The following is a 23,130-nucleotide window of genomic DNA, read 5'->3' on the forward strand; positions in this document are numbered from 1 at the left end:
GGGGATCTAAAACTTTTGATACCGACAAAAGGACTTTTCAAACAACCTCTTAGAGTCATTTATGGCGAACGAGATATTGAAACAATCTTGGATGAAGATTTAGGAGAGAATGATTTGGAATAATAATTAGGAGTATTTTAATGTATCACTTTTAGGATAAGCGATCGCAGTTCCAGAACTATGGATTTACGATAGTAAAAAACTGAGAATTTATTTACTCAGGGATGGACATTACATCGAATCTGGTCACAGTCCTAACTTTCCAAATATGCCTCTAACTCAAATCGTTGCCGCTACAGTTTAACGAGCTTGGCAAGTAGGAACCGTACAAACTTTGAAAGAGTTTGAAGCCGCATTAGATAAAAGTAGTTTTTGATGATTTTAGTCACTCTGAAACTGCAAATACTCTAACATTAGTAAGCGCAAGTAATCTAACGTTCTAATATAACTCTTTATCTGCTCATAATTGCCATTACTGCCAAAATAAAAACTCGCAATCTGAGGTACATTTAAAACTCGCATAGCTTGTAATTTCTCAATTGCCTGAGATTGATTGGCAATTTGACCTGTGCTTTGAATTTGATTTGCATAACCTCTAAGATTTACTGCTAAAAGTTCAAGTTCTTCTAACAGAGAAAACTCTTCATCTTCTGGTGGAAACTGAATAGTAAGTTTTTGTCGTTCAGTGCTAGTACTTTGATATGCGTTAATCAACTGTGTTAACAATTGAACAATATTTCTCTTGGTCAATTCTTGCTCATTTAACTTATTCAATAAATGCTTGTTGTAGGGTAAATGAAAAAATAAATGCTTCAAGCTTCAGTAAAAACTCTTGAAAGTACAAGGATGAAGAAATTTTGGGAAAATACCTGTGATCCCATTGAATACGGTTTCAATATAATATCCAGTAAATATAATGTTATTGGAAATAAGACTAAAGTTAGAAAGCGATGGCAGCAGCAACTTAACCTAATTAAAAAAATTCAATGTCATCCGACTCTGCTACCGGATCGCAGTTTTGAGGAGTATCTGTATCTGGAAAATCCCACGAACTTAAGACCAGCAGACCAGATCCATCGTTCTTGACTTTCTGTAAAGCATTGGGGAGCGCGTGTAATATTTCAGCTACATCTGCGTCAGCATCACGGTCGAAGTCTGAGCCAGGGGGGCCACCGTAGTCTAAAGTACACTTGGCTTTAGTAGAATAGCTTTGCCAGTCAACATCTAGCGTGTGCGAGACTAATTCTAAAGCACTAGCTACCTCTTGCGGATGGAGCAGCATATTTCCCAAATAACCGGGCAGTTGAGCAAACCTTTTGCGATCTATACCCGTCATCAGCACGACAGTGGGCAAGACTCGTGATTGTAAAGCTAATTCAACTAGGCGCTCATCGGACTGCCAGTCAGGTTTCTCTATCAGAATTTTGAATGCGAGTTCGTGAAACGGGCGATGAAAAAGCTGCTCACCTAGTTCCGCGCCAGTCAGCACACCTGCGACAACTGCTTCAGCATATTTTGGTGTAACAGGCGGTGCCACGGGGCGCAAAATAAAAGGTTGAACTTCTGGCACACTGCCTACTCCCACTGCTGCTCTATCAAACTCAGACTTAATCTCAGTCCAATCAGACTCTTCAACCTTGAAAAACCACCAAACACCGTAAACCCCCATAAAATTCTTGTATGAGCAATGCTATGTATAGGAAACAGTAAGACCTGAAAAGGATCAGTGATTAACTCTTTTTTTTGGCATTATTATCCAATTTAAACCAAAAATACCCTTCCAAAACTCAGCGCAGCTTTTGCCTACCTGAAGTTCACAGGAGGGACAGTTTTGACTTGTACCGAAACCGGGGTTGGGTTCAACTAAACTGTTCAATAATTCCGCCACCTAACACTTTCTCGCCGTTGTACCACACCGCCGCTTGTCCGGGGGTGATACTGATTTGGGGTTCATCAAACACCAAACGCACACGGGAGTTTTCTAACGGAATCACCGTCACTGGTGTAGCCGTTGAACGATAGCGAATTTGCACTTCGGCATGAATTGGAGTCGATGGTTCGGCAATGGAAATCCAATTTACCCGATTTACAGTGCATTCTGGCTGAGTTACCTTGGTGCGATCGCCTACTACTACTTTATTATTTTCCGCATCTAATTCAATCACATACAGCGGTTCGGCAGCAGCAATCCCTAATCCTTTGCGCTGGCCAATGGTGTAGTGATGGACACCATCATGCTGTCCCAAAACTTTGCCTGTAACATCGACAATATCGCCTGTTTTGGGAGCTAAATATTTATCCAAAAATGCCCGCATGGAACCGTTACTTTCCACTAAGCATAAGTCTTGACTTTCTGGTTTATCAGCAGTTTTCAGCCCGTATTCAGTCGCAATCCGGCGCGTGTCAGTTTTTTCTAGTTCGCCCAAAGGAAATATCGTTGCTGCAAGTAAATCTTGAGACAAATCATAGAGAAAGTATGACTGGTCTTTGTTGCGGTCAACAGCCCTTAATAACTGGTAACGTCCAGTTGCTTCGTCATAGCTAATTCGGGCATAATGACCGGTGGCGATGCGATCGCATCCCAATTCTTCACGAGCATACTGCACCATTGGCCCAAACTTCACTGTTTTATTGCACTGGGAGCAAGGCAAAGGCGTTATCCCAGCACTGTAACCAGTCACCAAATAATCGACAATATGCGTCTGAAAGAGATCCCGAATATCCACAACCTGATGAGGAACGCCCAATTGTTCACAGAGATCAGCCGCGTCGATCATACCTTCAGAGCAACATTGACCTTTGCCTTTCATTAGCCAAAGAGTCAAACCAATCACTTCATAGCCCTGATGGTGCAGGATAGCTGCGGCGGTGGAACTGTCAACGCCACCAGAAAGACCAACGACGACTTTTTTCATACAAAGCACGACACGATAGCTGCGTGGTTGTCCAATTGTAGCACACACTCTTCAAAGCCTTGCTACCAAAGCACTTCGGTTTTTAAGCCGTGGGTTTCCCCTGTTCCCTGTTCCCTATTCCCCATTCCCTCTGAAAGATGTATTCTTTGTCACGCAAATGAGCTAATTTTACGTTAACGCTATATAGTTGCTACAACGGTGAACTGATTAGTTCCTGATGGAAATGCCTAAAAATACTTTGACTACTTTCTAACTACTATGTCGAGAGAAATACCAAGTCAATTTATCCCATTTCAGATGCTGCGCCGAAGTTCTGAGGGATGGAAGCCTACTATTAGACTTCTCTCCTTATTAGTGGGAGGATGTTTAGTGCTGATTCCCGATTTGACCCCAGCACAAGCACAAATCCACAACAGCAACGTCTTACTGGCTCAAGAATTCGGTGAAACTTTACCGCCACCGCCAGTAATTCCCTTTGGTGAACAGCCATCGCCGCAGTTACAACCAGTGCAGGAGTATCAATTTGAGCAGGATTTTCAGCCTTCCCAACCAGTACAAAACAATCAATTTGAGCAGAATTTCCAGCCCTCCCAACCATTACAAAACAATCAATTTGACCCGAACTTTCAGCCCTCTCAACCTGAACAGTTTAGTCAATATAACGAAAACTTTGAGCGCTACTTAGTTTACGTAGATGGTAGTGATTTCCAGACGCTACAAGAAATACGTCGGATTGAACCCACTGCTTATATTCGCCAGTACCAGGGACGGAATGTAATTCAGGCGGGTGTTTTTAACAGAGTATCTAACGCCCAACAACGGGTGAGTGAGCTACAGTCACGAGGCATATATAGCGCCCGGATTATTAGCTTCGCTAACGGACAGGAAATAAATGCAGGTAATAGAGGCTTTGTAGGCGATCGCAATATTACAAGTGCAAATAGGCCAGTCTCTAGATATTATGTCGCCATTCCCGCCACTCCAGAACAGTTACCTGCGATCGCAGCACAAATTAGGCAGAATCTAGCCCGATTTAGCCAGGATTTAGGCCGATCTGGCGGAGTCCTCGAAAGGACACAACCACGAGGCCCACACGTAGCAATAGGGCCTTTCTCTGATCGATTCCAAGCTGAGGAATGGAATAAATTTCTGCGAAATACAGGATATCGAAATGCCAGGGTTTACTACGGAAAGTGAATAAGCGCTGAGTACTGAGTGCTGAGTTAAGAGTTAAAAGTTAAGAGTGAGAAATTAATACGAACTTTATAACTTAAGCTCAGAAGTCATGACTCAGCACTCAGCACTGATAGAAGATAGGCAAGAACAAATTTCACAAGTAATAGTGACTGCTGGGCAGATGCGCGATATTGAAAAGCGGATCTTTGCAGCAGGAATGCCTGTAGTAGCTTTGATGGAAAAAGTGGCGGGATTAATTGCCCGTCGTATTCAAGAGATTCTTTCAAACACCTCCTTTTTAAGGGGATCTTGTATCGGAATTCTTGTCGGCCCCGGTCATAATGGTGGCGATGCTTTAGTAGTAGCCCGTGAATTATACTTTCGCGGGCATGAGATTTGGATTTATTCTCCTTTCTCTAAGCTCAAAGAATTAACTTCGCAGCACTTGCAATATGCCCAGAGTTTGGGCATTCCAATTTATCAAACAATTGAGCAATTACCACATTCTGATTTGTTGATTGATGGCTTGTTTGGGTTTGGTTTAGAAAGAAACCTGACTGATCCCATCGCTTCTGCAATTAATCAGCTAAATGAATTGTCTGTGCCGATTTATAGCATCGATTTACCTTCGGGTTTACACACCGACACAGGCGAAGTATTGGGAACTGCCATTCGCGCCACTCACACATTTTGCTTGGGTTTATGGAAACTAGCCTTCTTCCAAGATCAGGCATTGGAATATATCGGGAAAGCTGAGTTAATCGATTTTGATATTCCTTTAGCTGATGTAGAAGCTGTTCTGAAAGATGCACCCAGGATTAAACGTATTACACCAGCAACAGCACTTGCTACTTTACCTTTACCGCGTCCACCAGTCACGCACAAATATAAGGAAGGACATTTACTGCTGATTTGCGGTTCGCGGCGCTATGCAGGTGGAGCAATTTTAACTGGTTTAGGTGCGAGGGCAAGTGGTGTGGGGATGCTTTCCATTGCCGTACCGGAATCTTTAAAATCTCTTTTGGTGTCACACTTACCAGAAGCGCTAATTGTCGGTTGTCCAGAGACGGAAACCGGAGCCATCGCTCAATTGCAATTACCAGAAAAAACTGATCTGAGTTCCTTTAATGCGATCGCTTGTGGCCCCGGTTTAACACGAGATGCTACTCCCATTGTGCAAGAAGTCATAGAAAGCGATGGCTTTGCCAACGCCAAGGGCGAACGTCCTTTAATTCTCGATGCCGATGGTTTAAATATCCTGGCACAAATGGGAGCGATCGCCACATTAAAAAAACGCCAAGCAGTAACCGTACTCACACCCCACACTGGCGAATTTGAACGATTGTTTCCTGATGTCACCGATGCCAAACATGACAGGGTGAAAGCAGTACAAGAAGCTGCCGCGCAAAGTGAGGCAGTAGTGTTGTTGAAAGGGGCAAGAACTGCGATCGCAAACCCTCAAGGTGGTGTTTGGATCATTCCTGAAAGCACACCTGCCTTGGCGCGTGGCGGTAGCGGTGACGTGTTAACTGGGCTACTGGGTGGATTGTTAGCGCAAGCCGCAACTAAACAGATTCCCGTAGAAAATATTGTGGCAACTGCTGCTTGGTGGCATTCGCAAGCGGGTATTTTAGCAGCCCAAGAGCGTACCGAATTGGGTGTAGATGCGTTTACATTGACACAATATTTGATGAAAGCCCTAACTTAGTCAAATCCCTCGTTCCCAGTCTCCGACTGGGAATGCCATCCTAGAGGCTCCGCCTCCAATTAAATAAAATCATGGGACGCAGCCGCTACCACGTATTAGGAACCCAGCCACACTTCCTCACTTGCACAGTTATAAATTGGATACCACTATTCGGCAAAGTTGAATTTACACAAATTATTTTAGATTCCCTAAATTTTCTGCAACGTCAGCAGCGTTTAACTTTGTACGGATACGTAATTATGGAAAATCATCTCCATGTAATAGCCTCTGCCAGCAGTTTATCTAAAGAAATAGGAAATTTTAAATCATTCACGGCTCGCTCTATTATTGACTTACTTGAGAAAAATAATTCTAACTACATACTTAATCAGCTTGAGCTTTATAAATTAAAACACAAGACAAAACAAGAATATCAGCTTTGGCAAGAAGGTTTTCATCCGCAGGTGATTCTAGATGAGGAAATGTTTAGACAAAAGTTAGATTATATTCACAACAATCCAGTCAGGCGTGGTTATGTGGATGATCCCGCGCATTGGCGGTATTCTAGTTACCGGAATTACATTGGGGAACTAGGTTTATTACAGGTAGAGTTGATTGATGTGTGACAGAAGGCGGAGCCTTGAGGATCGCATTCCCAGTCGGAGGCTGGGAACGAGGGATTGGGATCAGTTATTGACTAAATACCAACGCTGTAGCGCCAGCCGTTGAATTTCGCGCCAGGGAATATTATGTTTTCGGGCTAAGTCTGCACAATCTTCATATTCTGGCTGCACATTTGCAATAACTTTTTCTGGTGATTGCCCTTTCCATGCTACCTTGACACGCACTTTGCCATATTCAATTTCCACTTGTTGAATTTCCCGTTGTAAAATGGCACGTTGCTGAGTTGTTCTCCGAATGCCCAAAGTAGTGGTTTCGCGAAATAAAACCGCTTCACAACTGAGTAAATTTTCTGGATGACAAATCACAGTCAATAAAATTCCTGGACGTGACTTTTTCATGCCGATCGCCTGGGTAAAAACATCGACCGCACCAGCCGCAAACAACGCCTCAAACGTATAGCCGAACGCTTGCGGATTTAAATCATCAATTTGGGTTTCTAGTACCGAGATGGTTTCTAAATTTGAGCTAGTATCTTCGGAATCGCTGAAATTTGACTGCAAGCTTGCGCTTTCACCCAACCAGAGGCGTAAAATATTTGGAATGGGTAAATTTATGGTTCCTGCTCCCAGTCCTATCTGCTTGATAGCGATCGCAGGTGGTGAACCAAAATCTCTTGCCAAAGTAGTAGCGATCGCGGCTCCTGTTGGTGTCACCAGTTCTCTGTCAATGCCATTGCTATAAACTGGACAACCCCGCATTTCCCACAGCTTTAATACCGCTGGTACTGGTACCGCCATCTGACCATGTGCAGCCCGAACAGTGCCACCACCAGTCGGGAACGCCGAGCAGTAAAGTAATGGTAATCCTTCTTCATTGCTCTCAATCCCCAACCAATCTAACCCCAGGCAAGTACCCACAATATCTACGATCGCATCTATAGCACCCACCTCATGAAAATGAACTTTTTCAGGCGAAATACCATGCACCGCCCCTTCTGCGACTGCTAGCTGTCGGAATACCGCCAAACTCCAAGCTTCTGCCCGTGGTGGCAACCCCGCTTTGAGAATCATCTGCTCTATTTCTGGCAAGTGGCGTGTGTGATGGTGACTGTGTTCGTGATCATGGTGATGGTGATGATCATGTACTAAATCCACATGGACTTTAGTCGCCTGCTGACCATTCCGTTGGACAAATTCCGCCCTTAACTGATATTCCTTTTCAATACCCAACCCATTGAGTTTTTCAATTAAATACTCCACAGGAACACCCAAGCTTACCAAAGCACCCAGGCACATATCACCAGAAATTCCTGTCGGACATTGAAGATAAGCGATTTTATTCATAATAAATTAGTCATTAGTCATTCGTCATTAGTCTTTTGTTAAGAGTTAGTAACTCTCACCCAGTCCCCAATCCCCAATCCCCGTCCTATGGCAAAAATTTTCTCAGTTCATCCGGATAATCCTCAAATTCGCCGAATAGAGGAAATAAAGTCAGCGCTCTCTAGTGGCGCAGTTATGCTTTACCCTACTGATACAGTCTATGCGATCGGTTGTGATTTGAATGCCAAGTCGGCGGTAGAACGAGTGCGGCAAATTAAAAAGCTAGCAAATGATAAACCATTGACATTTTTATGTCCCTCGCTTTCAAATGTGGCAACTTATGCCTTCGTAAGTGACACAGCCTATCGAATTATGAAACGCCTGATTCCGGGTTCATACACGTTTTTGCTCCCAGCTACTAAGTTAGTACCGCGATTGGTGCAAAGCCCCAAGCGGAAAACTACTGGAATTAGAGTACCAAACCATACTGTGTGTTTGGAGTTGCTGGCAGCCTTGGGCAATCCGATTATTTCAACTTCAGCACATCTGCCACCAGATGAAGCAGATAATGGCATGATTCGGATAGATCCAGAAATCGTTCAGTCGCGGGTAGAGCTATTTGACCGTTTGGACAAGTTGGTAGACATAATTGTAGACACTGGCGAGGAACCTACTTATGAAGTATCTACCATCTTGGATATGACGGGAGACGAAGCAGTGATTATACGGAGGGGTTTAGGTTGGGAAGCAGCAGCAGCATGGGTATAAGAATTCCGGGGCTGGGGATTGGGTATTGGGTACTGGGGAAAAAATTCTTTTAAGATTTGGTTGGGGTATGAATCCACATACTCATCTTCCCAATCCCCAGTCCCTAGTCCCCAGCCCCTACTTCACAGGTACACCTCTCCGTTTCGGAAATTGTGATAAAAACGACTCCAGTTTTAAAATTGTCATATTTAAAGGCGATGTCTACAGTGGGTTGTTCGGTGACACAGTGGATATAACAGGATGGTGGCAACAGTTGGTACAGCAAGGTATTTGACAACTTTGAGAAAATGGCGGGTACTCCTGTGCCAGCATCAATCATGATGGCTTGTGAACAAACCGACACATTGCCATAACTGTAACTCTTTCGTATTTCCTACAGTTTTATATATGAGCTTTAGATGTGAGCATTATATGCGGCAAGTCTTGATGGATGAATGCCTAAAGATTCACAAGCCTTGGATGGTCTTGATTGCTGTGTCTGCGTTGTAATTACGGTGCAATACTACTACCTGGAAAAGTCATGAAAGCTAACGTCGTCAATCTACCAAACTCTACACCCATTTTTCATAACCACGTTTCGACTGAAGAATTTTCAGATAGCAGCAGTGATACTTTGATTGAGTTGCTGTGTGAGGAAATGCAAGCGCAAGTGAAAGCAACACCCAAGTGCGTAGAAGCTTTAGCAAAGCGCATAGCCGTAGAAGTAGAACGCATTTGCGATAAAAGCTCCCGTATCCAAACATCTGGGGAAATTAAGTCCTGGCAGATTACGTTGGGAAGGCACCGGATGCAAAAGTGCTTACGTTACTACCAACTGGGTTCCAAACAAGGGCGGGTGGAATTACATAGCAATTTGGGTGCTATGGTTTACCGTCATGTAACTATATCTGGCTCTGAGTTGGGTTTTGAGGCTCGTTACAGCCTGATTGAAGATTTTTTACAAGCATTTTATATCGAAGCTATCAAAGCCTTCCGCAGAGAAAACGAACTACCTCATGATCACACGCCGCGTACTCAGCTGCAATTAGCTGAATACATGGCCTTTACAGAACAGTATGCTAAACGCCGGATCAATTTACCTGGTGGTGCAAATCAGCAATTAATTATCTTGCGGGCCCAAGGTTTTGCTCGTCGTCAGCCCCAAGAAACTACCGTGGATATTGAAATGGCGGTAGAGTCTGCTAAGGGTGAAGAAGCAGAATCTTACCAGCGTAACTCGGCGGTGCAACAGCTGCGATCGCAGATGATTGCCCAAACTAATTTCGATCCATCAGAAGAGTCAGAACGCGATCGCGTCATCACTGAATTGATGAAATATCTGGAGTCTCAAGGTCAATCTGATTGTATGAACTACCTCAGCTTGAAACTTCAAGACCTCTCAGCCCCAGAAATTGACCAAATTCTCGGTTTAACTAGCCGTCAACGCGATTATCTCCAACAAAGGTTTAAATACCACGTAGAAAAGTTTGCCAAACAACACCACTGGCAATTAGTACATCAATGGTTAGGTGCGGGTTTAGAACAAAAGTTGGGTTTATCTTCCCAGCAGTGGGAAATCTTTGTAAATCAACTCACAGAACAGCAACAGCAAATCTTACAGTTAAAAACTGCCCGACAAAACGACCAAGCGATCGCCAAAGCTATCAAATGCACCCCCAAACAGTTACAAAAGCGCTGGACTCAACTTTTAGAAATAGCATGGTCTATCCGCAATGGTCATACTGAGGCACAGACAGGTTGAAGCTAAGGCGAAATCACTAAAATTTATCTAAGCTCAATTCCAGTTATTAGAGAGGTTAAGAGGCAAAAAGAAATGGAATTTTCCTTTTCTTTTATACTTTCCTGAATTAGTAACTCGTTCCTTATCCAAATTATTAATACATTTGTATTTATTTAGTACATAAATACTAGTAAATTCGGATTTTTTACCCATTAATCCAACCTTGTTTAGTCAAAATAAAAAATTCATATTAAGCAACTGAACCTTTTTTACTGCTTCTGTGAAATCCTATAATAAGCAGGACTTTTGGCAGAGGGATTCAGGATGGCTCTGACTCAAGGCGGACGGGCAAATAAGTCTGGTAATATTTTAGAAGGAAATGTAGAAGCAATTTTAAATGGGCATAATTATTTCCAAGTCGGGAACTATGTCCCAAAAGAATTTATATTAAATGCTGCTTTATTGCCAAAACGTTATGGCAAAGAAGTTTATATTGGGACTGGAATTTATCATACCGAGCTGAAGGTTGATTTTTATGTTGTTGGTTCACCTGCAATGCCATCTGGTTTAATTTTTGAGTGCAAGTGGCAAGAAAGCCCCGGTTCTGTCGATGAAAAGTTTCCTTATTTGAACATGAACATCCAGAATTATTATCCTGCACCAACTATTGTAATTTTAGGTGGTGAAGGTATGCGAGAAGGGGCAAGCAAATGGCTAAAAGCAAGAGTGAATGATAACCATAATTTATTAGCAGTTTATAGCTTAGACAGATTTATTGCTTGGGCAAATAAAAATCTTTAACAGATGTAATTAATAGTTCGTGAATCATGCCTCTATTTTTTATATTTGAGTTAATTGAGCGAGATGCGTTAATTTTGTAGGTTTCAAAATTAATATCAGTATAAATTTTTCTAATAAATTCGCTATCAGAATTACATACCATAACTTTGACACCACGACTTGCTAACTCTGCACAAGTATCTCTTAAAAGTTCTTGGTCTTTTTTACTAAAACAATTTTGACTATAAGCAGTGAAATAACTAGTCTCACTGATAGGATGGTAGGGCGGATCAAAAAATACAAAGTCATCATTGTTAGTCGCATGATTTAGCACTTCTGTAAAATCTGCTTGTTTAATTTCTGCATGAGAAAGTGCTACGGAGGCTACTCTCAGTAAATTCTCAGGGCAAATATTGGGATTTTCATATCTGCCTAAAGGCACATTGAATTTACCCTGTGAATTAACTCGATAAAGACCATTAAAACAAGTCTTATTAAGATAAATTATACGAGCAGCTTTTTCTACATCAGTACCAACAGAGTTATTTCTTACACTATAATAATAATCTTTATTATGTCGGTTTTTATGCTCTTTCAAGAGACAAATTAATTCCTCAACATGATCTCTAACACAGCAATAAGTGTTAATTAGTTCGGCATTAATATCAGTTAAAATCGCTGCACTTGGTTGGAGATAGAAAAAAACTGCACCACCACCTAAAAATGGCTCATAGTAATTTTTATAACTCTTGGGAAAATAAGGAATATATTGCTGTATCAACCTACTTTTACCCCCAGCCCACTTCAAAAATGGACGCGGGCTAGTTTCTTTGGGGATTTGAATTACCATTTACTTACGATTTAACTGAAAATAATCATGAATAAATAAAGCCAATATAACCGACGAGCCGTATTTTATATTAACTGGCTAATTTTCCAGCCACATATATTACAATTGAGTAGATAAAGCATATCAAAACAAACGTAAGTATATAACAAGGCAGTTTACATTCAGATGTTTGACGGATTTTGGGATAACGTCTTTCGCTACCCCCGGTACTTAATTACTATTGTCTTAGGACTGTTTCTGAACACCTTTGCACCATTAGTGCCACTGTTGAAGCGTCCGGTCACATTGATAGCCCTCTTGGGTTTATTTGTGAGCAGCCTAGTCTTCCTTACTTTCACCCTACGGGCAATGCTGGGCTTGAGTCCAATCTAGACTAGCGCTATATCGGGGCTGTGCCCCACAGACGGTTGCTTTTAGCGTTGCTCCCGCTAAGTACTGTCTACCCAACTTGCATCTATTTTTGTCGTACAACCTCTGTGATGAGGCGAAATTTTTATGGCTACAAATCGTCGGGTTTCCCGCGTTGCTGAACTGATCAAACGGGAAGTTAGCCAAATGCTGCTCAACGGCATTAAGGATGACCGTGTGGGTACTGGAATGGTTAGTGTTACTGATGTTGATGTTTCTGGCGATCTCCAACACGCCAAAATCTACGTCAGCATCTATGGTACAGATGAAGCTAAAGAAGAAACAATGGCAGGCTTAAAGTCCGCTACGGGTTATGTCCGCAGCGAACTTGGGGCGCGGGTACGCCTACGTCGTACACCAGAGGTGATATTTCTCGAAGATCGCTCCATCGAACGCGGTAATAAAGTATTGGCACTACTAAACCAACTTAATCATGACCGTCCTCCAGAAAATCTCGTAGCAGTAGAAGACAGCACTGATCAAAATGATCAGGAATTCTCCGAATAAGTAACTAAAACAACAATGTAACTTCAGAACAATTAATCTCAGCAAATCCGCCAAACAGTTTACAGACGTGACTAGATCGCGTCTGTTTTAATGTGACCATAACCTACTTCAGCGATCGGTAGTTGCATGTCTGGGCTTTTGTTTTTACTCTACTGCAATGTGAATTCGACAGATCATATCGTGTCCGTCTAATGAGCCGAATCAAAAGGTTTTATTATCCTAGTTGGAGAGGGACAGGCTGGAACTAAAGTTCAAAACAGGGAGAAAATCGTCAATGCAAAAAGGTAGTAGAAGCACCAACTTTTTTATGTAGATGCATAAATGCTACTTGTCTCAGGCTACGAATTACTATTACTCCACCCTTTTACAGATGTTTTTCAAAAGTAACCTATGTAATATTAGTGCTGAAAATAACCAATTAATTACTGTCTTACTTAAGAAATTGTTAACAGATGCTAAGGTAAAAGGCTTAGTAGTGTACTTTAGCCGTTATGTTTTGCAACAGTTTATACCCTAGTATCTGACAAATATTCTTGTGTTGTTTACCCTTAGATGAATACCAGCAGTTCTAGACCTAGCTTTAAGGTGATTATTTGATATGTGAGCGATGCCTGCGGCGGGCTACGCCTACACGATATCAACTCTTCCCACCCACCAAATCTTGCCTAAATACAGTAATGGCAAGACTTTCAGACTTGTGGCATCAAAGCCATACAGCTACAGATGCAGGTTAAGTTAACTACTTGGAATTTTTTTTGTAAAGCGGATTTTCGAGAAATGTCAGGAATTGTTGACTTTCTTAACATTTCTTGAGATTATTTTAGGATGTGTAGCGTCAAAATAAAAATAGTTCCGTATAGCAAACTACAAAATCCTAGCCACAAGTCTAATTTCTGTAATGTTTGTTCCTAATTATTAACGGGAACACTATCGTAAGTGTTAATTTGTGAGTAAAAACCATGAGTGTGAATACGGTGCCTTCTATCAATTACTACTCTCTAGATGTGATTCAAGACGAAGCACGCCGACTGGTGCAAAAGGGAATGATTAGCCGACAACAGCCAATATATACCCTTTGCCAATACATTCCAGCGAGAGAGTGGGTTTGCGTTGAATGTGAATTAGAGAAATGTGACTTTTTGTTGCGCGATCGCATTGGCGATCTAATTGGTCGTGAACAGTGGGACAACGACTAAATCAATGTTTGATTTCGGTTTGGGATTGGGAGCTTATTTTCGATGTGTGGATGTCACCATCAACGATTAGACGCCCAATCTGGGGGATAATCTCTGGTTTTTCATGAGCATTGCCCCATACAGAATCTTGCGTTTTTCATTAACACAGAAGTATTAGAGTCTGAATTTATACAACTTTTCAAGTTAAAGAAGGCATCAGAACCATTTGTTCTGTACATCTGGTGTCACGGCTTGAGTCTAGTATGTAAATTCTGTGAAGTTCCTACATTGAGCCAATAGAAGTGTAGGAACTTCACTTTTGACTCGTAATTCATTGCATCGCTTAGTTGAGGTAAGCGTCAATCTACTTGCTGTTCAAAACCAAAATCCGTCTTGAAAAGTTTACTGACTAGGGCTAACGGACATCAAAGGTAACCTCCGCAAGCAACTGGCTCAACTCTGATAAAATCCAAAATTTGTATAGTATTTTTTCTTAAAAAATCTTGAAAAGCAGAGCAAAACCATTTCAACTATTATCCTACTTGCTCTAAATACTGATTAATGTCTTCAATGATGCGAGTAAGTTCAGCTTCCGTAGTCAAGCGGATGTTGACGTTACGGACAGTCAGCAAAACTTTGGCTGCGAAAGGCGTTGGCCAGATATTAGGATTACAAAAAATTTCTAAAAATACTTCACCCGTATAACGATATTCCAGGGGAGGTTGGGGAGTCACTCTACCACCGCCAGGAGTGGGTTTAGCGGCGATCGCTTTCAGGCGCTCCATCAGTTGATCCGTCGCTGTCTTTAATTCTCGTGCTGCTTGGGGTGAAAAACTGAAGGAGACTGAACCTTCAATTAAATTCAATGTTAGAGGAATTGAAGACATATCTTTTTTATTAAAACTTCTTGATAAGTACTGATATTACCGGAAGAAGGGGCCTGAATCCCACTCTGATTTTTCCCTGTGTCTGATTTAAAAATTACCCGCCGAATCAGGCTGCAAAGCCACCATCAATTTTCAGGCTCGCACCCGTGACGAAACCAGCTTCGGCACTGGCGAGATAGGAAACCATGTCGGCAACTTCTTCACTCCGACCGTAGCGCTGGAGGGCGATCATGCTTCTCATATTGTCGGCAAAGGGGCCCTCGGCCGGGTTCATGTCGGTGTCCACGGGGCCGGGTTGAATGTTGTTCACCGTGATGCCACGAGGGCCGAGATCACGGGCAAGACCGCGCGTAAAACTGGCGATCGCACCCTTGGTCAAAGCGTAGACGGAACCACCAGCAAATGGCATGATGTCGCTATTGATGCTGCCGATCATGATAATCCGTCCCCCCTCACCCATGTGGCGGACAGCCTCCTGAGTTGCCACAAATACGCCCTTGACGTTAATCGCGATGAGTCGGTCAAAATCATCCAGTGAGAACTGGTCGATCGGAGCCAAAGCGGCGACTCCCGCATTGTTCACCAGGATGTCCAGGCGACTAAAGGCTTTTACAGTCTCGGCGACAGCGCTTTTAACCGCTTCAACATTGGCACTATCGGCGCGTATAGCCAAGGCTTGTCCACCTGCCGCTTTGATGGCAAGCACCACCTCGTCGGCTTTTTGCGGCGAGCTAGTGTAGGTGAGAGCGACAGCTGCGCCATCCTGTGCGAGACGTTTAGCGATCGCTGCTCCTAGACCGCGTGAGCCACCTGTTACCAATGCCACCTTACCTGTAAGTTTTTTATTGCTCATAGTCTTCTTTTGTCGTTATAGTTCTGTATCGTATGGTATAGATATAAAGCATGGGGGTAAGCCTGTCAAGAAACTATTATACTGATGAGTATGAAACAGGAAAAAACCACTGCGGCGATGGGCCGACCCCGCGAGTTCGATACCGATGACGCACTCAATCGTGCAATGCACGTGTTCTGGCGCAAGGGCTATCTGGGCACATCCCTCTCGGATCTGACCGAGGCTATGGGCATCAATCGTCCGAGCCTTTACGCTGCTTTTGGAAACAAGGAATCTTTATTCCGAAAAGTGCTTGATCGCTATGCTGACGGGCCGTCAGCCTATCTTCGTGAGGCTCTCAAAGAGCCGACCGCCCGCCAGGTCGTCGAGCGGATGATGTATGGAGTCGTTGACCTGGGAACCGATCCGCGCAATCCACCAGGATGTCTCTGGGTTCATGGCACGCTTTCATGCGGAGATCCAGCCGATCCGATCCGGCAGGAATTGTCCGCACGCAGAGCGTCAAGCGAAACTGCCCTGCGTAATCGTTTCGAGCGGGCGATTTCGGAGGGAGATTTGCCGGCCGATTCCGATCCAGATGCTCTCGCCCGCTTTGTTATAACGGTCAATTGTGGAATCTCAGTCTTGGCGGCGACCGGAGCTACCAAGGTGGAACTACTACGGGTAGTGAAGACAGCGTTGCAAGCGTGGCCGGAGTAGGACGATACCTATTTAGATCCTCAAATGTTGACCCTTTACTGAATAAATTGCGGGCTTTCTTATCCTTATGAAGTAGTAAATAAAACTCATTAAGCTCGTCAGTTATTCGGAATAAATACAGACAAGTATAGTGATCATAATATCTTTGAATACAATTCGATATGACCTAAGTGGATGTATGAGGAAGAATATTAATTAAAATATTCCTAGAATTAATGCTAAAAATACGCTGTTATTTGTAAATATATTACTAATGCCCATCGAGCTTGTAGCTGTTGTTAGTTATAAAGAGTCTCAACAAATTGGCATAAAATATAGAGACTCAAGAGATATTTAGTTCTTACTGCGTAAGACTTTGATACACTTTATTTGTGTTTATTTGTATTTTGAGGTCTACATTAGAAGTCATAGAACTTGATGTAATAAATTATCTATGACTTACGATAACCGTGGCGAAGTACAAAAGGTTTTAATTATTACCCTACTGCTCAACCTGTTTGTACTGGCATTAAAAGCAGTTGTAGGCTACTGGACAGGTTCTTTGAGTTTGCTAGCTGATGCCTTGCATAGTGTGACAGATAGCGCCAATAACGTTTTAGGATTAATTGCGAGTAAATTTTCTTCTCCACAACCCGATCGCGAGCATCCCTACGGACACAGCAAATTTGAAGCAGTGGGAGCTTTAGGAATTGCCTCATTTTTAGGAATTGCCTGTTTTGAAATTCTGCAAGGAGCAATCGAACGAATTCTCAAAGGTGGTGGTGAACCTGTGAGAATCTCGCCACCGGAGTTGTGGTTATTACTAATTGTGCTAGGTGTGAATATTTTTGTGGCGTTTTACGAGCGTGCTGTGGGTAGGCGGGTAGGTAGCTCAATTCTCATAGCTGACGCCACACATACCATGAGCGATATTTGGGTGACAATCTCTGTAATTGGCGGATTGATAGGAGTTTGGCTAGGTTATCAATGGATGGATTTGGTGTTAGCTTTTCCTGTCGCCTTGTTGGTATTTTGGAGTGGTTGGTCAGTTTTAAAAGAGAATTTGCCTTGGCTTGTAGATCAAATGGCGATCGCACCAGAAGCAATACATGCGATCGCTACTTCTGTTCCGGGTGTAATTAACTGTCATGCGATCGCTTCTCGCGGCGTTCTTGGTCGTCAAGTATTCATCGAAATGCATTTAATAGTAGATGCACCAGATGTAGAAACCGCCCACCACATCACCGAAGAAGTAGAAAGCCGATTAGAAGAACAGTTTCGTCCAGTGAGGATTTTAATTCACGTTGAGCCACCAACCTATAAGTCTGAGCAAATTAGCTTTGAAACTGGAGCAAAATAGTCTCTAGCAGTTTTCAAGTATGCGAGTTTATCTAAAAGATTAAATAACACAGAATTTAATGCAATACAGTTCATATAAGACCAAAACACTTGTAGAGACGGCGATTTATCGCGTCTCGAAAACCCAAAATTTTTGCCAATAGCCCTTAACTGAACCGTATTGGAATTTAATGGAGATATTTCTACTTTTTCCAAAGCAAATTATCACCGCAGTCAAAAACAATTTCAAGAAAATTATCATAAATTGAATGAGTTTGTGCAGAAGAGTACTCACAAGAAATTACATGATAAATACACTATTTTATAAATATTTCAAGCTTTTTGATGACAGAATTGGTGGTTCAACCTTCCTCAAGACTGCAATCACACCTTTTTAACTACTCCTGACGGAAATAACAAATAATAAGTCTATGCATCTTTGTATTAACTCTTATAAGAAGCAACCAAATTTGCGACGATCGCAACTAATTCTCCTGGATCAACTGGTTTAGCCACATGAGTCTGAAAGCCTGCTTCGAGAGCACGGCTACGATACTCGCTATCACCATAGGCAGTTAAGGCGATAGCGGGGAGCTTTCCATAAATATCATTCAGCGCCCGGATCTTGCGGATGAGGGTGTATCCATCTTCACCAGGCATAGCAATATCACAAATCAAGACATCTGGTTGCAACTCAGGTAGTACATTCAATGCTACCCCTGCCGATGCAACTGCCATGATGGTTGCTCCATCAGCTTCCAATACGGTAGTAATGTAAAAGCGGCTATCGTCATCATCATCAACTACGAGGATGTTTAAGCCAGCAAGGGGGAGAGGAGGTTCCATGACATCTCTATTAACGTTAATCAAATGAAAGTTATTTCTAATGAGCTGCTTGTTTTTTCTCAGTAACCACACCATTGGTAATTTTACTGCGATCGCGCCTACTTTTCTAGACAATAATTCAATTTGTCTAGTTACCATCTAATTGATGGTTCATTGTTCGCTGGCATTTATAATTATTGACTGGATAAAATTATGTTGGTGTTTAAATTCCTTTACATTTAAAAATTAACTTTAACGAATAGTTGGAGTTCAAAAATAATCTTGGTAATTACTCACTGCTTTATTACTAACAAGTTTGGATTTTGCTCAAAGCTTTTTAAAATTAAAAGTAGTAAAGTTACTTAAAATTTAGCAAATACGGGATTTTGCGACATTCTTGCTCTTAGTAAACCGAAATTCAAAAAAATAGACAATGCCGAGGCTTAAAACGAGTCAGGGCGGCATTGCCATTTTGAAATCCAGCAGGATTCAGAAGTATACTAATACACCGTGACGGAACTTTGGCTACATTTAATCATTTGCTCAAGTAGGGGCAATTCATGAATTGCCCCTACTTGTCTGCTTAATTGAGATGGTAGCTAGATTTACACCGTGTTGTACTAGGCTTTATACCTGGCTCTTGAGTTGAAAAGGTTGAACTGATTAACTTGCAGACTACTATATATGAATCTAATCTACTGCAAGGGATCTGAACTATAGCCAAGAGTGATGAACTTTTAGGTCAACTCAAAACTTGATTACTCCCATTCAATAGTTCCAGGTGGTTTAGAGGTGATGTCATAAACCACCCGATTCACTCCTTTCACCTCATTCACAATCCGAGTGGAAATCACTTCCAATACATCGTAAGGGACTCTTGCCCAATCAGCAGTCATGCCATCTTCACTGGTCACAATCCGCAAAACAATGGGGTAAGCGTAAGTGCGTTGATCCCCCATAACGCCAACACTGCGAATTGGCAGCAATACAGCAAATGCTTGCCAGAAATCATGATACATGCCGCGTTGGTTAATTTCTTGCCGGACAATCAAATCGGCATCACGCAAAATATTTAACCGCTCAGATGTGACTTCCCCCAAAATGCGAATTGCCAAACCAGGCCCAGGAAAAGGTTGCCGTTGGACAATTTCTTCTGGTAAACCAATAGAACGCCCAACTTTGCGGACTTCATCTTTAAATAGTTTCCGCAGTGGTTCTACCAATTTAAATCTTAGGTCTTTGGGCAAACCGCCAACATTGTGATGGCTCTTAATTTTCACCGCTACCCGCTCACCAGTTTGGGGATCAACGTTGGTGTCAGCAGATTCGATCACATCTGGATAAAGAGTCCCTTGAGCCAAATAGTCAAAGTGACCAAGACGTTTGGATGTTTCCTCAAATACAGCAATAAATTCGTGTCCGATGCGGCGGCGTTTTTCTTCAGGATCTGTGATATCAGCGACTCTAGCTAAAAAGCGATCGCGGGCATTAACATACTCTACAGGAATGTGAAACTGCTCTTGGAACAGCTTTACCAATCGCTCTGGCTCATACTTTCGCATAAAGCCTTGATCGATAAACACGCAAGTCAGTTGTTCACCAATGGCTTTATACAGTAAGAAGGCCAAGGTAGAAGAATCCACTCCACCAGACAGTGCCAACAGCACCCGTTTCTCGCCAACTCTAGCGCGAATTTCCCGAATTGCTTCTTCGACAAAAGCCGCTGTTGTCCAAGTGGGTTCGCAATCGCAGATATGGTAGACAAAATTACGGATTAATGCTATTCCCCCAAGAGAATGCACGACCTCTGGATGGAACTGAACACCGTAAAGTTTCCTTTCGTGGTCAGCAATGGCAGCACAGGGAGTATTTTCTGTATGTGCCAGCAATTCAAACCCCGATGGCATTTGAATAACTGAGTCTCCGTGACTCATCCACATAGTGGTGCCATCTTCGACGTTAGTGAGCAAATCTGTGGGATCATCAATATATAATGATGCTTTGCCATACTCACCTCGATCAGCCTTTGCCACTTCCCCACCGAGTTGGTTCACCATTAACTGCATCCCATAGCAAACACCCAAGACGGGTATTCCCAAATTCCAGATTTCTGGGTCACAATGGGGAGCGTTATCACCATAAACCGAACTAGGCCCACCGGAGAGGATGATTCCCTTGGGATTGAGTTGGCGCAATTGTTCAGAAGTAGTGCGATAGGATAAAACTTCAGAGTATACTTGAGTCTCGCGGATGCGACGGGCAATCAACTCAGAATATTGAGAGCCGAAGTCCAGAATTACAATCAATTGGCGATCAAGCCGCCCAAAATTTTCCAATGTTTGGGGCGCTTGTTCTGTTGGTAGAGTCACCGCTGTATTCATGACGGGAGTGTTATGTCTGTTAAGGATAGATGCTTTGTGGTCTATAGTGATGCTATTATTCAGCCTGGTTAGGCTGATAATGGTATAGAAGCCCTAGACAAACGCGAGGTTATGTGCGCTTGTCTAGTCCCGGAGTCGGAGATGGTATTAAAACGATAAACTTACCCTAGAGTGGTTACTTAAAAGATTATTTATTTGGATTGTTTACGATTATTCATAATAAATTAACATAATTTTCCCATCAAGAGAGCAGCAGTTTTACTCTTCACAATAATTTTGCGATCGCGATCAAAGAGGATAGAGCCACAGACTGTAGTTCCTGTGCCCTGTTGGCTATGGCTTTGGATGTATTCTTGGGAACGAACATCGATGGTTTCAGCGATCGCACTGTAAACTTGATTTACCCAATCACTACTAGTTGCAGCATCTAGCGATTTTAGATATGTTAGTGCTGCTTCGGCGGTAGCACTATTAAACACAGCTTGGATATCTGGTAATTTTAAACCTGCGATCGCACAGTGCGCTGCCAAAATTTCCCGTCGTCCATCAGCCAAGTAGTGATGAGTGTGAAAAATCCCTCCTGCCAGTTTCATCAGTTTACCGTGATAGCCAAATAATAATATTTCTCTCACACCTAGCACATCAGCTTCTACTAACATTGGGCCAAGCCAGTTAGCAGTTTTGACCAATTGTTCAGGATTAATCCCTAGTTTACGCGCCAAATCTAGGCCATTCTCCCCAATACAAAATACTAAACTCTCAAAACGACTGGCTTTATCTTGTAATTCCGCCCGAAAAACTGCAAGCTGATCTGGTGTACTTAAAGGTTGAGAAATGCCGGTTGTACCTAAAAGGGAAAGCCCTTCAACTACACCAAAGGCAGAATTTGAAGTCCGAACAGCAAGCGATCGCCCTTCGGGTAGAATAATCGTCACCGTGATTTTTTCCCCAGGTGCCAGCATTCGTTGCAAATTCTCTTGCAACAGCCTTTGAGCGTAAGCATAAATAGCAGGCTTGTCATCAACATTCATCTGTCTGCCAATCCCTTCCCCACCTTTAATAATTATTGGCTCCCCTGCTTCCCTCCATTCCACCAATGCCCAAATCGGTGTATTTTTAGTCAAATCGAGATTATCACCAGGATCGCTACGAGCGATCGCTAAAGCTGTATTATCAGATAGTCCTGCGACCTGTTCAATGGGGATTTCTGCGATTTGAGCGGGTTCAATTAAATCTACAGATGCTAAAGTTAGGGGTCGGCGATGGTGTAACCAGTGTAAAGCTGCAACAGCAGCAGCGCAAGCAAAGACGGGAAGTGTGTATCCAGAACGGGACATTTTTTAAATTCAAAAGTCAAAATAATTCTTCAAAAATAAAGACAGTTTCAGATGGCAATTTAGTCCCATCTGTAGCTTGCTTCCTTTCAACTTCTCCAACTATGCCAACAATCTTATCTATCAAACAGGGTGATCGCTCTATCACAGTCGTCCAGAATCCTACTCACTGAGCAAACTGTCAGCCTGCAATGGATACACATGACGTAAGCTTCGCCAAGCCGGAAATGGCTGATCATCACTCATTGCTTCTGGCTTTGGGAGATAACCAGCGAAGCAATCCTCTAGTCCAAACTCCTTTGCTGAAGCATGAGCATAATCACTGCCTCCACTGCTCCAGCAGTACAGTACTGCTCCTTGCACCTTTAACTGTCGAACTACTTTAATGACACTGGCTATTGGAATTCGTTTCGTTGCAACCGAGCGAACAAGAGTGTCATCGACATCAACAAAAATTACCACAGTTGAGTTTTCCGTGCTAAAGCTTGATTCTACTTAAATTTAATTGCCCAACCGAAGAATAACTATAACTGCCCAATTTGGCATGATATCCAGAATAATATGCTCTCGGTGCGATATGTCTGTGAAAGTTATTATACCGTATTTTCAATCCACACTGACACCAAAATACTTTTCACTTTGATTATACTTATTCGTGACAGGTTACAGCATATTCTCAGGTAGATAGACCACAGTGCTTGAACTTGGCAAATTCCAGCTTCCGTAGTTTATAGGCTTTGTTTACTAAACAAACAGCACTTGATCTTAATTGCATTGCCATACTAAAAATTCAGGGTAAACAAAAGCCCCAAGCAATTATAATTGCTTAGGGCTTTTTGCTTGAAAGATAGAACCTGGCATCGAGCTATTTTTGCGTAGGGCTACCCCTAAACTATCGTGGC

Annotated in this window: 24 protein-coding genes and 2 pseudogenes; 14 read left to right on the top strand and 12 right to left on the bottom strand. The window is 42.6% G+C overall.

All coding sequences use genetic code 11. The features are described 5' to 3' along the window. Window positions 1-381: 381 nt before the first annotated feature. From ABF638_RS28170 to mnmA, 4 genes and pseudogenes are all read right to left on the bottom strand, one after another. Complete coding sequence (locus tag ABF638_RS28170) at window positions 382-774, bottom strand: hypothetical protein (RefSeq protein ID WP_435026196.1); 393 nt, start codon at window positions 772-774, stop codon at window positions 382-384. Further along, a pseudogene (locus ABF638_RS28175) lies at window positions 767-909 on the bottom strand (IS982 family transposase); the annotation flags it as partial. The gene ABF638_RS28170 and the pseudogene ABF638_RS28175, both read right to left, overlap by 8 nt. A 64-nt stretch (window positions 910-973) precedes the next feature. After that, window positions 974-1,669 carry a hypothetical protein gene (locus ABF638_RS28180; RefSeq protein ID WP_435026198.1) on the bottom strand — a complete coding sequence of 232 codons (696 nt, stop codon included), beginning with the start codon at window positions 1,667-1,669 and terminating at the stop codon, window positions 974-976. Window positions 1,670-1,859: 190 nt separating this feature from the next. Beyond that, complete coding sequence (mnmA, locus tag ABF638_RS28185) at window positions 1,860-2,915, bottom strand: tRNA 2-thiouridine(34) synthase MnmA (protein WP_435026214.1); 1,056 nt, start codon at window positions 2,913-2,915, stop codon at window positions 1,860-1,862. A gap of 258 nt (window positions 2,916-3,173) precedes the next feature. Here mnmA and ABF638_RS28190 point away from each other — a divergent pair, with 258 nt between their 5' ends. The 3 genes from ABF638_RS28190 to ABF638_RS28200 all read left to right on the top strand — a co-directional run bounded on the left by ABF638_RS28190 (window position 3,174) and on the right by ABF638_RS28200 (window position 6,404). Further along, a complete protein-coding gene (locus ABF638_RS28190) occupies window positions 3,174-4,112 on the top strand; it encodes a hypothetical protein (protein WP_435026199.1) in 939 nt (312 codons plus the stop codon). Between the two features lie 88 nt (window positions 4,113-4,200). Further along, window positions 4,201-5,799, top strand: a complete 1,599-nt coding sequence (locus ABF638_RS28195) for an NAD(P)H-hydrate dehydratase (protein ID WP_435026200.1) — start codon at window positions 4,201-4,203, stop codon at window positions 5,797-5,799. 71 nt (window positions 5,800-5,870) lie between these two features. Continuing rightward, on the top strand, window positions 5,871-6,404 hold the full coding sequence (locus tag ABF638_RS28200) for an REP-associated tyrosine transposase (protein WP_069069621.1): 534 nt from the start codon (window positions 5,871-5,873) through the stop codon (window positions 6,402-6,404). Window positions 6,405-6,464: 60 nt separating this feature from the next. Here the strand turns inward: ABF638_RS28200 and larC are convergent, their stop codons facing one another. After that, entirely contained in the window at window positions 6,465-7,745 is a 1,281-nt protein-coding gene (larC, locus tag ABF638_RS28205) for a nickel pincer cofactor biosynthesis protein LarC (RefSeq protein WP_435026201.1), read from the bottom strand. A gap of 87 nt (window positions 7,746-7,832) precedes the next feature. On the opposite strand from larC, the gene ABF638_RS28210 reads away from it, so the two are divergent. The 4 genes from ABF638_RS28210 (at window position 7,833) to ABF638_RS28225 (ending at window position 11,013) form a co-directional block, all read left to right on the top strand. After that, window positions 7,833-8,492, top strand: coding sequence for an L-threonylcarbamoyladenylate synthase (locus tag ABF638_RS28210; RefSeq protein ID WP_181929287.1), 660 nt, complete (start codon window positions 7,833-7,835; stop codon window positions 8,490-8,492). A 67-nt stretch (window positions 8,493-8,559) separates the two neighbouring features. Continuing rightward, on the top strand, window positions 8,560-8,766 hold the full coding sequence (locus ABF638_RS28215; RefSeq protein WP_435026202.1) for a hypothetical protein: 207 nt from the start codon (window positions 8,560-8,562) through the stop codon (window positions 8,764-8,766). Between the two features lie 246 nt (window positions 8,767-9,012). Then, entirely contained in the window at window positions 9,013-10,233 is a 1,221-nt protein-coding gene (locus tag ABF638_RS28220) for a HetZ-related protein (protein WP_435026203.1), read from the top strand. 303 nt (window positions 10,234-10,536) lie between these two features. Beyond that, window positions 10,537-11,013: a PD-(D/E)XK nuclease superfamily protein gene (locus ABF638_RS28225; protein ID WP_435026204.1), complete on the top strand. Its 477-nt coding sequence runs from the start codon at window positions 10,537-10,539 to the stop codon at window positions 11,011-11,013. Here ABF638_RS28225 and ABF638_RS28230 read toward each other — a convergent pair. Continuing rightward, on the bottom strand, window positions 10,985-11,842 hold the full coding sequence (locus ABF638_RS28230) for a DNA adenine methylase (RefSeq protein ID WP_435026205.1): 858 nt from the start codon (window positions 11,840-11,842) through the stop codon (window positions 10,985-10,987). The two genes, ABF638_RS28225 and ABF638_RS28230, sit on opposite strands and share 29 nt — an antisense overlap. Before the next feature lie 165 nt (window positions 11,843-12,007). Between ABF638_RS28230 and ABF638_RS28235 the strand changes: the two genes are divergently transcribed. The 4 genes from ABF638_RS28235 to ABF638_RS28250 all read left to right on the top strand — a co-directional run bounded on the left by ABF638_RS28235 (window position 12,008) and on the right by ABF638_RS28250 (window position 13,953). Then, window positions 12,008-12,214, top strand: a complete 207-nt coding sequence (locus ABF638_RS28235; RefSeq protein ID WP_084227060.1) for a DUF751 family protein — start codon at window positions 12,008-12,010, stop codon at window positions 12,212-12,214. Window positions 12,215-12,337: 123 nt separating this feature from the next. After that, window positions 12,338-12,757: a 30S ribosome-binding factor RbfA gene (gene rbfA / locus ABF638_RS28240; RefSeq protein WP_181929290.1), complete on the top strand. Its 420-nt coding sequence runs from the start codon at window positions 12,338-12,340 to the stop codon at window positions 12,755-12,757. Window positions 12,758-13,070: 313 nt separating this feature from the next. Further along, window positions 13,071-13,274, top strand: coding sequence for a hypothetical protein (locus tag ABF638_RS28245; RefSeq protein WP_435026206.1), 204 nt, complete (start codon window positions 13,071-13,073; stop codon window positions 13,272-13,274). A gap of 442 nt (window positions 13,275-13,716) precedes the next feature. After that, on the top strand, window positions 13,717-13,953 hold the full coding sequence (locus tag ABF638_RS28250; protein WP_069073690.1) for a DUF4327 family protein: 237 nt from the start codon (window positions 13,717-13,719) through the stop codon (window positions 13,951-13,953). A gap of 512 nt (window positions 13,954-14,465) precedes the next feature. On the opposite strand, the gene ABF638_RS28255 is transcribed toward ABF638_RS28250, so the two are convergent. Both ABF638_RS28255 and ABF638_RS28260 read right to left on the bottom strand, forming a co-directional pair. Further along, window positions 14,466-14,819, bottom strand: coding sequence for a hypothetical protein (locus tag ABF638_RS28255; protein ID WP_094347158.1), 354 nt, complete (start codon window positions 14,817-14,819; stop codon window positions 14,466-14,468). A 106-nt stretch (window positions 14,820-14,925) separates the two neighbouring features. After that, window positions 14,926-15,672 (bottom strand): 3-oxoacyl-ACP reductase family protein, encoded by a 747-nt coding sequence (locus ABF638_RS28260; protein ID WP_435026207.1) that lies wholly within the window; start codon window positions 15,670-15,672, stop codon window positions 14,926-14,928. 90 nt (window positions 15,673-15,762) lie between these two features. Here ABF638_RS28260 and ABF638_RS28265 point away from each other — a divergent pair, with 90 nt between their 5' ends. From ABF638_RS28265 to ABF638_RS28275, 3 genes and pseudogenes are all read left to right on the top strand, one after another. Continuing rightward, window positions 15,763-16,371 (top strand): TetR/AcrR family transcriptional regulator, encoded by a 609-nt coding sequence (locus tag ABF638_RS28265; RefSeq protein WP_435026208.1) that lies wholly within the window; start codon window positions 15,763-15,765, stop codon window positions 16,369-16,371. Window positions 16,372-16,804: 433 nt separating this feature from the next. Continuing rightward, complete coding sequence (locus tag ABF638_RS28270) at window positions 16,805-17,710, top strand: cation diffusion facilitator family transporter (RefSeq protein WP_435026210.1); 906 nt, start codon at window positions 16,805-16,807, stop codon at window positions 17,708-17,710. A gap of 165 nt (window positions 17,711-17,875) precedes the next feature. Further along, window positions 17,876-18,010 (top strand): annotated as a pseudogene (locus tag ABF638_RS28275) (IS4 family transposase); the annotation flags it as partial. Between the two features lie 122 nt (window positions 18,011-18,132). Here the strand turns inward: ABF638_RS28275 and ABF638_RS28280 are convergent. The 4 genes from ABF638_RS28280 to ABF638_RS28295 form a co-directional block, all read right to left on the bottom strand. After that, window positions 18,133-18,534: a response regulator gene (locus tag ABF638_RS28280; protein WP_435026216.1), complete on the bottom strand. Its 402-nt coding sequence runs from the start codon at window positions 18,532-18,534 to the stop codon at window positions 18,133-18,135. Window positions 18,535-19,271: 737 nt separating this feature from the next. Continuing rightward, the gene (gene guaA, locus ABF638_RS28285) at window positions 19,272-20,894 is read right to left on the bottom strand and encodes a glutamine-hydrolyzing GMP synthase (protein ID WP_435026211.1); all 1,623 of its coding nucleotides are present in this window, start codon (window positions 20,892-20,894) and stop codon (window positions 19,272-19,274) included. A gap of 224 nt (window positions 20,895-21,118) precedes the next feature. Beyond that, the gene (cbiD, locus tag ABF638_RS28290) at window positions 21,119-22,231 is read right to left on the bottom strand and encodes a cobalt-precorrin-5B (C(1))-methyltransferase CbiD (protein ID WP_435026212.1); all 1,113 of its coding nucleotides are present in this window, start codon (window positions 22,229-22,231) and stop codon (window positions 21,119-21,121) included. Window positions 22,232-22,390: 159 nt separating this feature from the next. Then, window positions 22,391-22,690 carry a DUF705 domain-containing protein gene (locus ABF638_RS28295; protein WP_435026213.1) on the bottom strand — a complete coding sequence of 100 codons (300 nt, stop codon included), beginning with the start codon at window positions 22,688-22,690 and terminating at the stop codon, window positions 22,391-22,393. Between the last annotated feature and the right edge of the window lie 440 nt (window positions 22,691-23,130).

Origin of the sequence: Nostoc sp. CALU 1950, assembly GCF_051172895.1 — a bacterium.
In the GTDB taxonomy this organism is placed as follows: domain Bacteria; phylum Cyanobacteriota; class Cyanobacteriia; order Cyanobacteriales; family Nostocaceae; genus Nostoc; species Nostoc edaphicum_A.

Bases quoted from the DNA above. Each gene is read 5' to 3' on its own strand.
- ABF638_RS28180 (WP_435026198.1), bottom strand. From the start codon at position 1,669: ATGGGGGTTTACGGTGTTTGGTGGTTTTTCAAGGTTGAAGAGTCTGAT.
- mnmA (WP_435026214.1), bottom strand. From the start codon at position 2,915: ATGAAAAAAGTCGTCGTTGGTCTTTCTGGTGGCGTTGACAGTTCCACC.
- ABF638_RS28190 (WP_435026199.1), top strand. From the start codon at position 3,174: ATGTCGAGAGAAATACCAAGTCAATTTATCCCATTTCAGATGCTGCGC.
- ABF638_RS28195 (WP_435026200.1), top strand. From the start codon at position 4,201: ATGACTCAGCACTCAGCACTGATAGAAGATAGGCAAGAACAAATTTCA.
- ABF638_RS28200 (WP_069069621.1), top strand. From the start codon at position 5,871: ATGGGACGCAGCCGCTACCACGTATTAGGAACCCAGCCACACTTCCTC.
- larC (WP_435026201.1), bottom strand. From the start codon at position 7,745: ATGAATAAAATCGCTTATCTTCAATGTCCGACAGGAATTTCTGGTGAT.
- ABF638_RS28210 (WP_181929287.1), top strand. From the start codon at position 7,833: ATGGCAAAAATTTTCTCAGTTCATCCGGATAATCCTCAAATTCGCCGA.
- ABF638_RS28215 (WP_435026202.1), top strand. From the start codon at position 8,560: ATGAATCCACATACTCATCTTCCCAATCCCCAGTCCCTAGTCCCCAGC.
- ABF638_RS28220 (WP_435026203.1), top strand. From the start codon at position 9,013: ATGAAAGCTAACGTCGTCAATCTACCAAACTCTACACCCATTTTTCAT.
- ABF638_RS28225 (WP_435026204.1), top strand. From the start codon at position 10,537: ATGGCTCTGACTCAAGGCGGACGGGCAAATAAGTCTGGTAATATTTTA.
- ABF638_RS28230 (WP_435026205.1), bottom strand. From the start codon at position 11,842: ATGGTAATTCAAATCCCCAAAGAAACTAGCCCGCGTCCATTTTTGAAG.
- ABF638_RS28235 (WP_084227060.1), top strand. From the start codon at position 12,008: ATGTTTGACGGATTTTGGGATAACGTCTTTCGCTACCCCCGGTACTTA.
- rbfA (WP_181929290.1), top strand. From the start codon at position 12,338: ATGGCTACAAATCGTCGGGTTTCCCGCGTTGCTGAACTGATCAAACGG.
- ABF638_RS28245 (WP_435026206.1), top strand. From the start codon at position 13,071: ATGCATAAATGCTACTTGTCTCAGGCTACGAATTACTATTACTCCACC.
- ABF638_RS28250 (WP_069073690.1), top strand. From the start codon at position 13,717: ATGAGTGTGAATACGGTGCCTTCTATCAATTACTACTCTCTAGATGTG.
- ABF638_RS28255 (WP_094347158.1), bottom strand. From the start codon at position 14,819: ATGTCTTCAATTCCTCTAACATTGAATTTAATTGAAGGTTCAGTCTCC.
- ABF638_RS28260 (WP_435026207.1), bottom strand. From the start codon at position 15,672: ATGAGCAATAAAAAACTTACAGGTAAGGTGGCATTGGTAACAGGTGGC.
- ABF638_RS28265 (WP_435026208.1), top strand. From the start codon at position 15,763: ATGAAACAGGAAAAAACCACTGCGGCGATGGGCCGACCCCGCGAGTTC.
- ABF638_RS28270 (WP_435026210.1), top strand. From the start codon at position 16,805: ATGACTTACGATAACCGTGGCGAAGTACAAAAGGTTTTAATTATTACC.
- ABF638_RS28280 (WP_435026216.1), bottom strand. From the start codon at position 18,534: ATGGAACCTCCTCTCCCCCTTGCTGGCTTAAACATCCTCGTAGTTGAT.
- guaA (WP_435026211.1), bottom strand. From the start codon at position 20,894: ATGAATACAGCGGTGACTCTACCAACAGAACAAGCGCCCCAAACATTG.
- cbiD (WP_435026212.1), bottom strand. From the start codon at position 22,231: ATGTCCCGTTCTGGATACACACTTCCCGTCTTTGCTTGCGCTGCTGCT.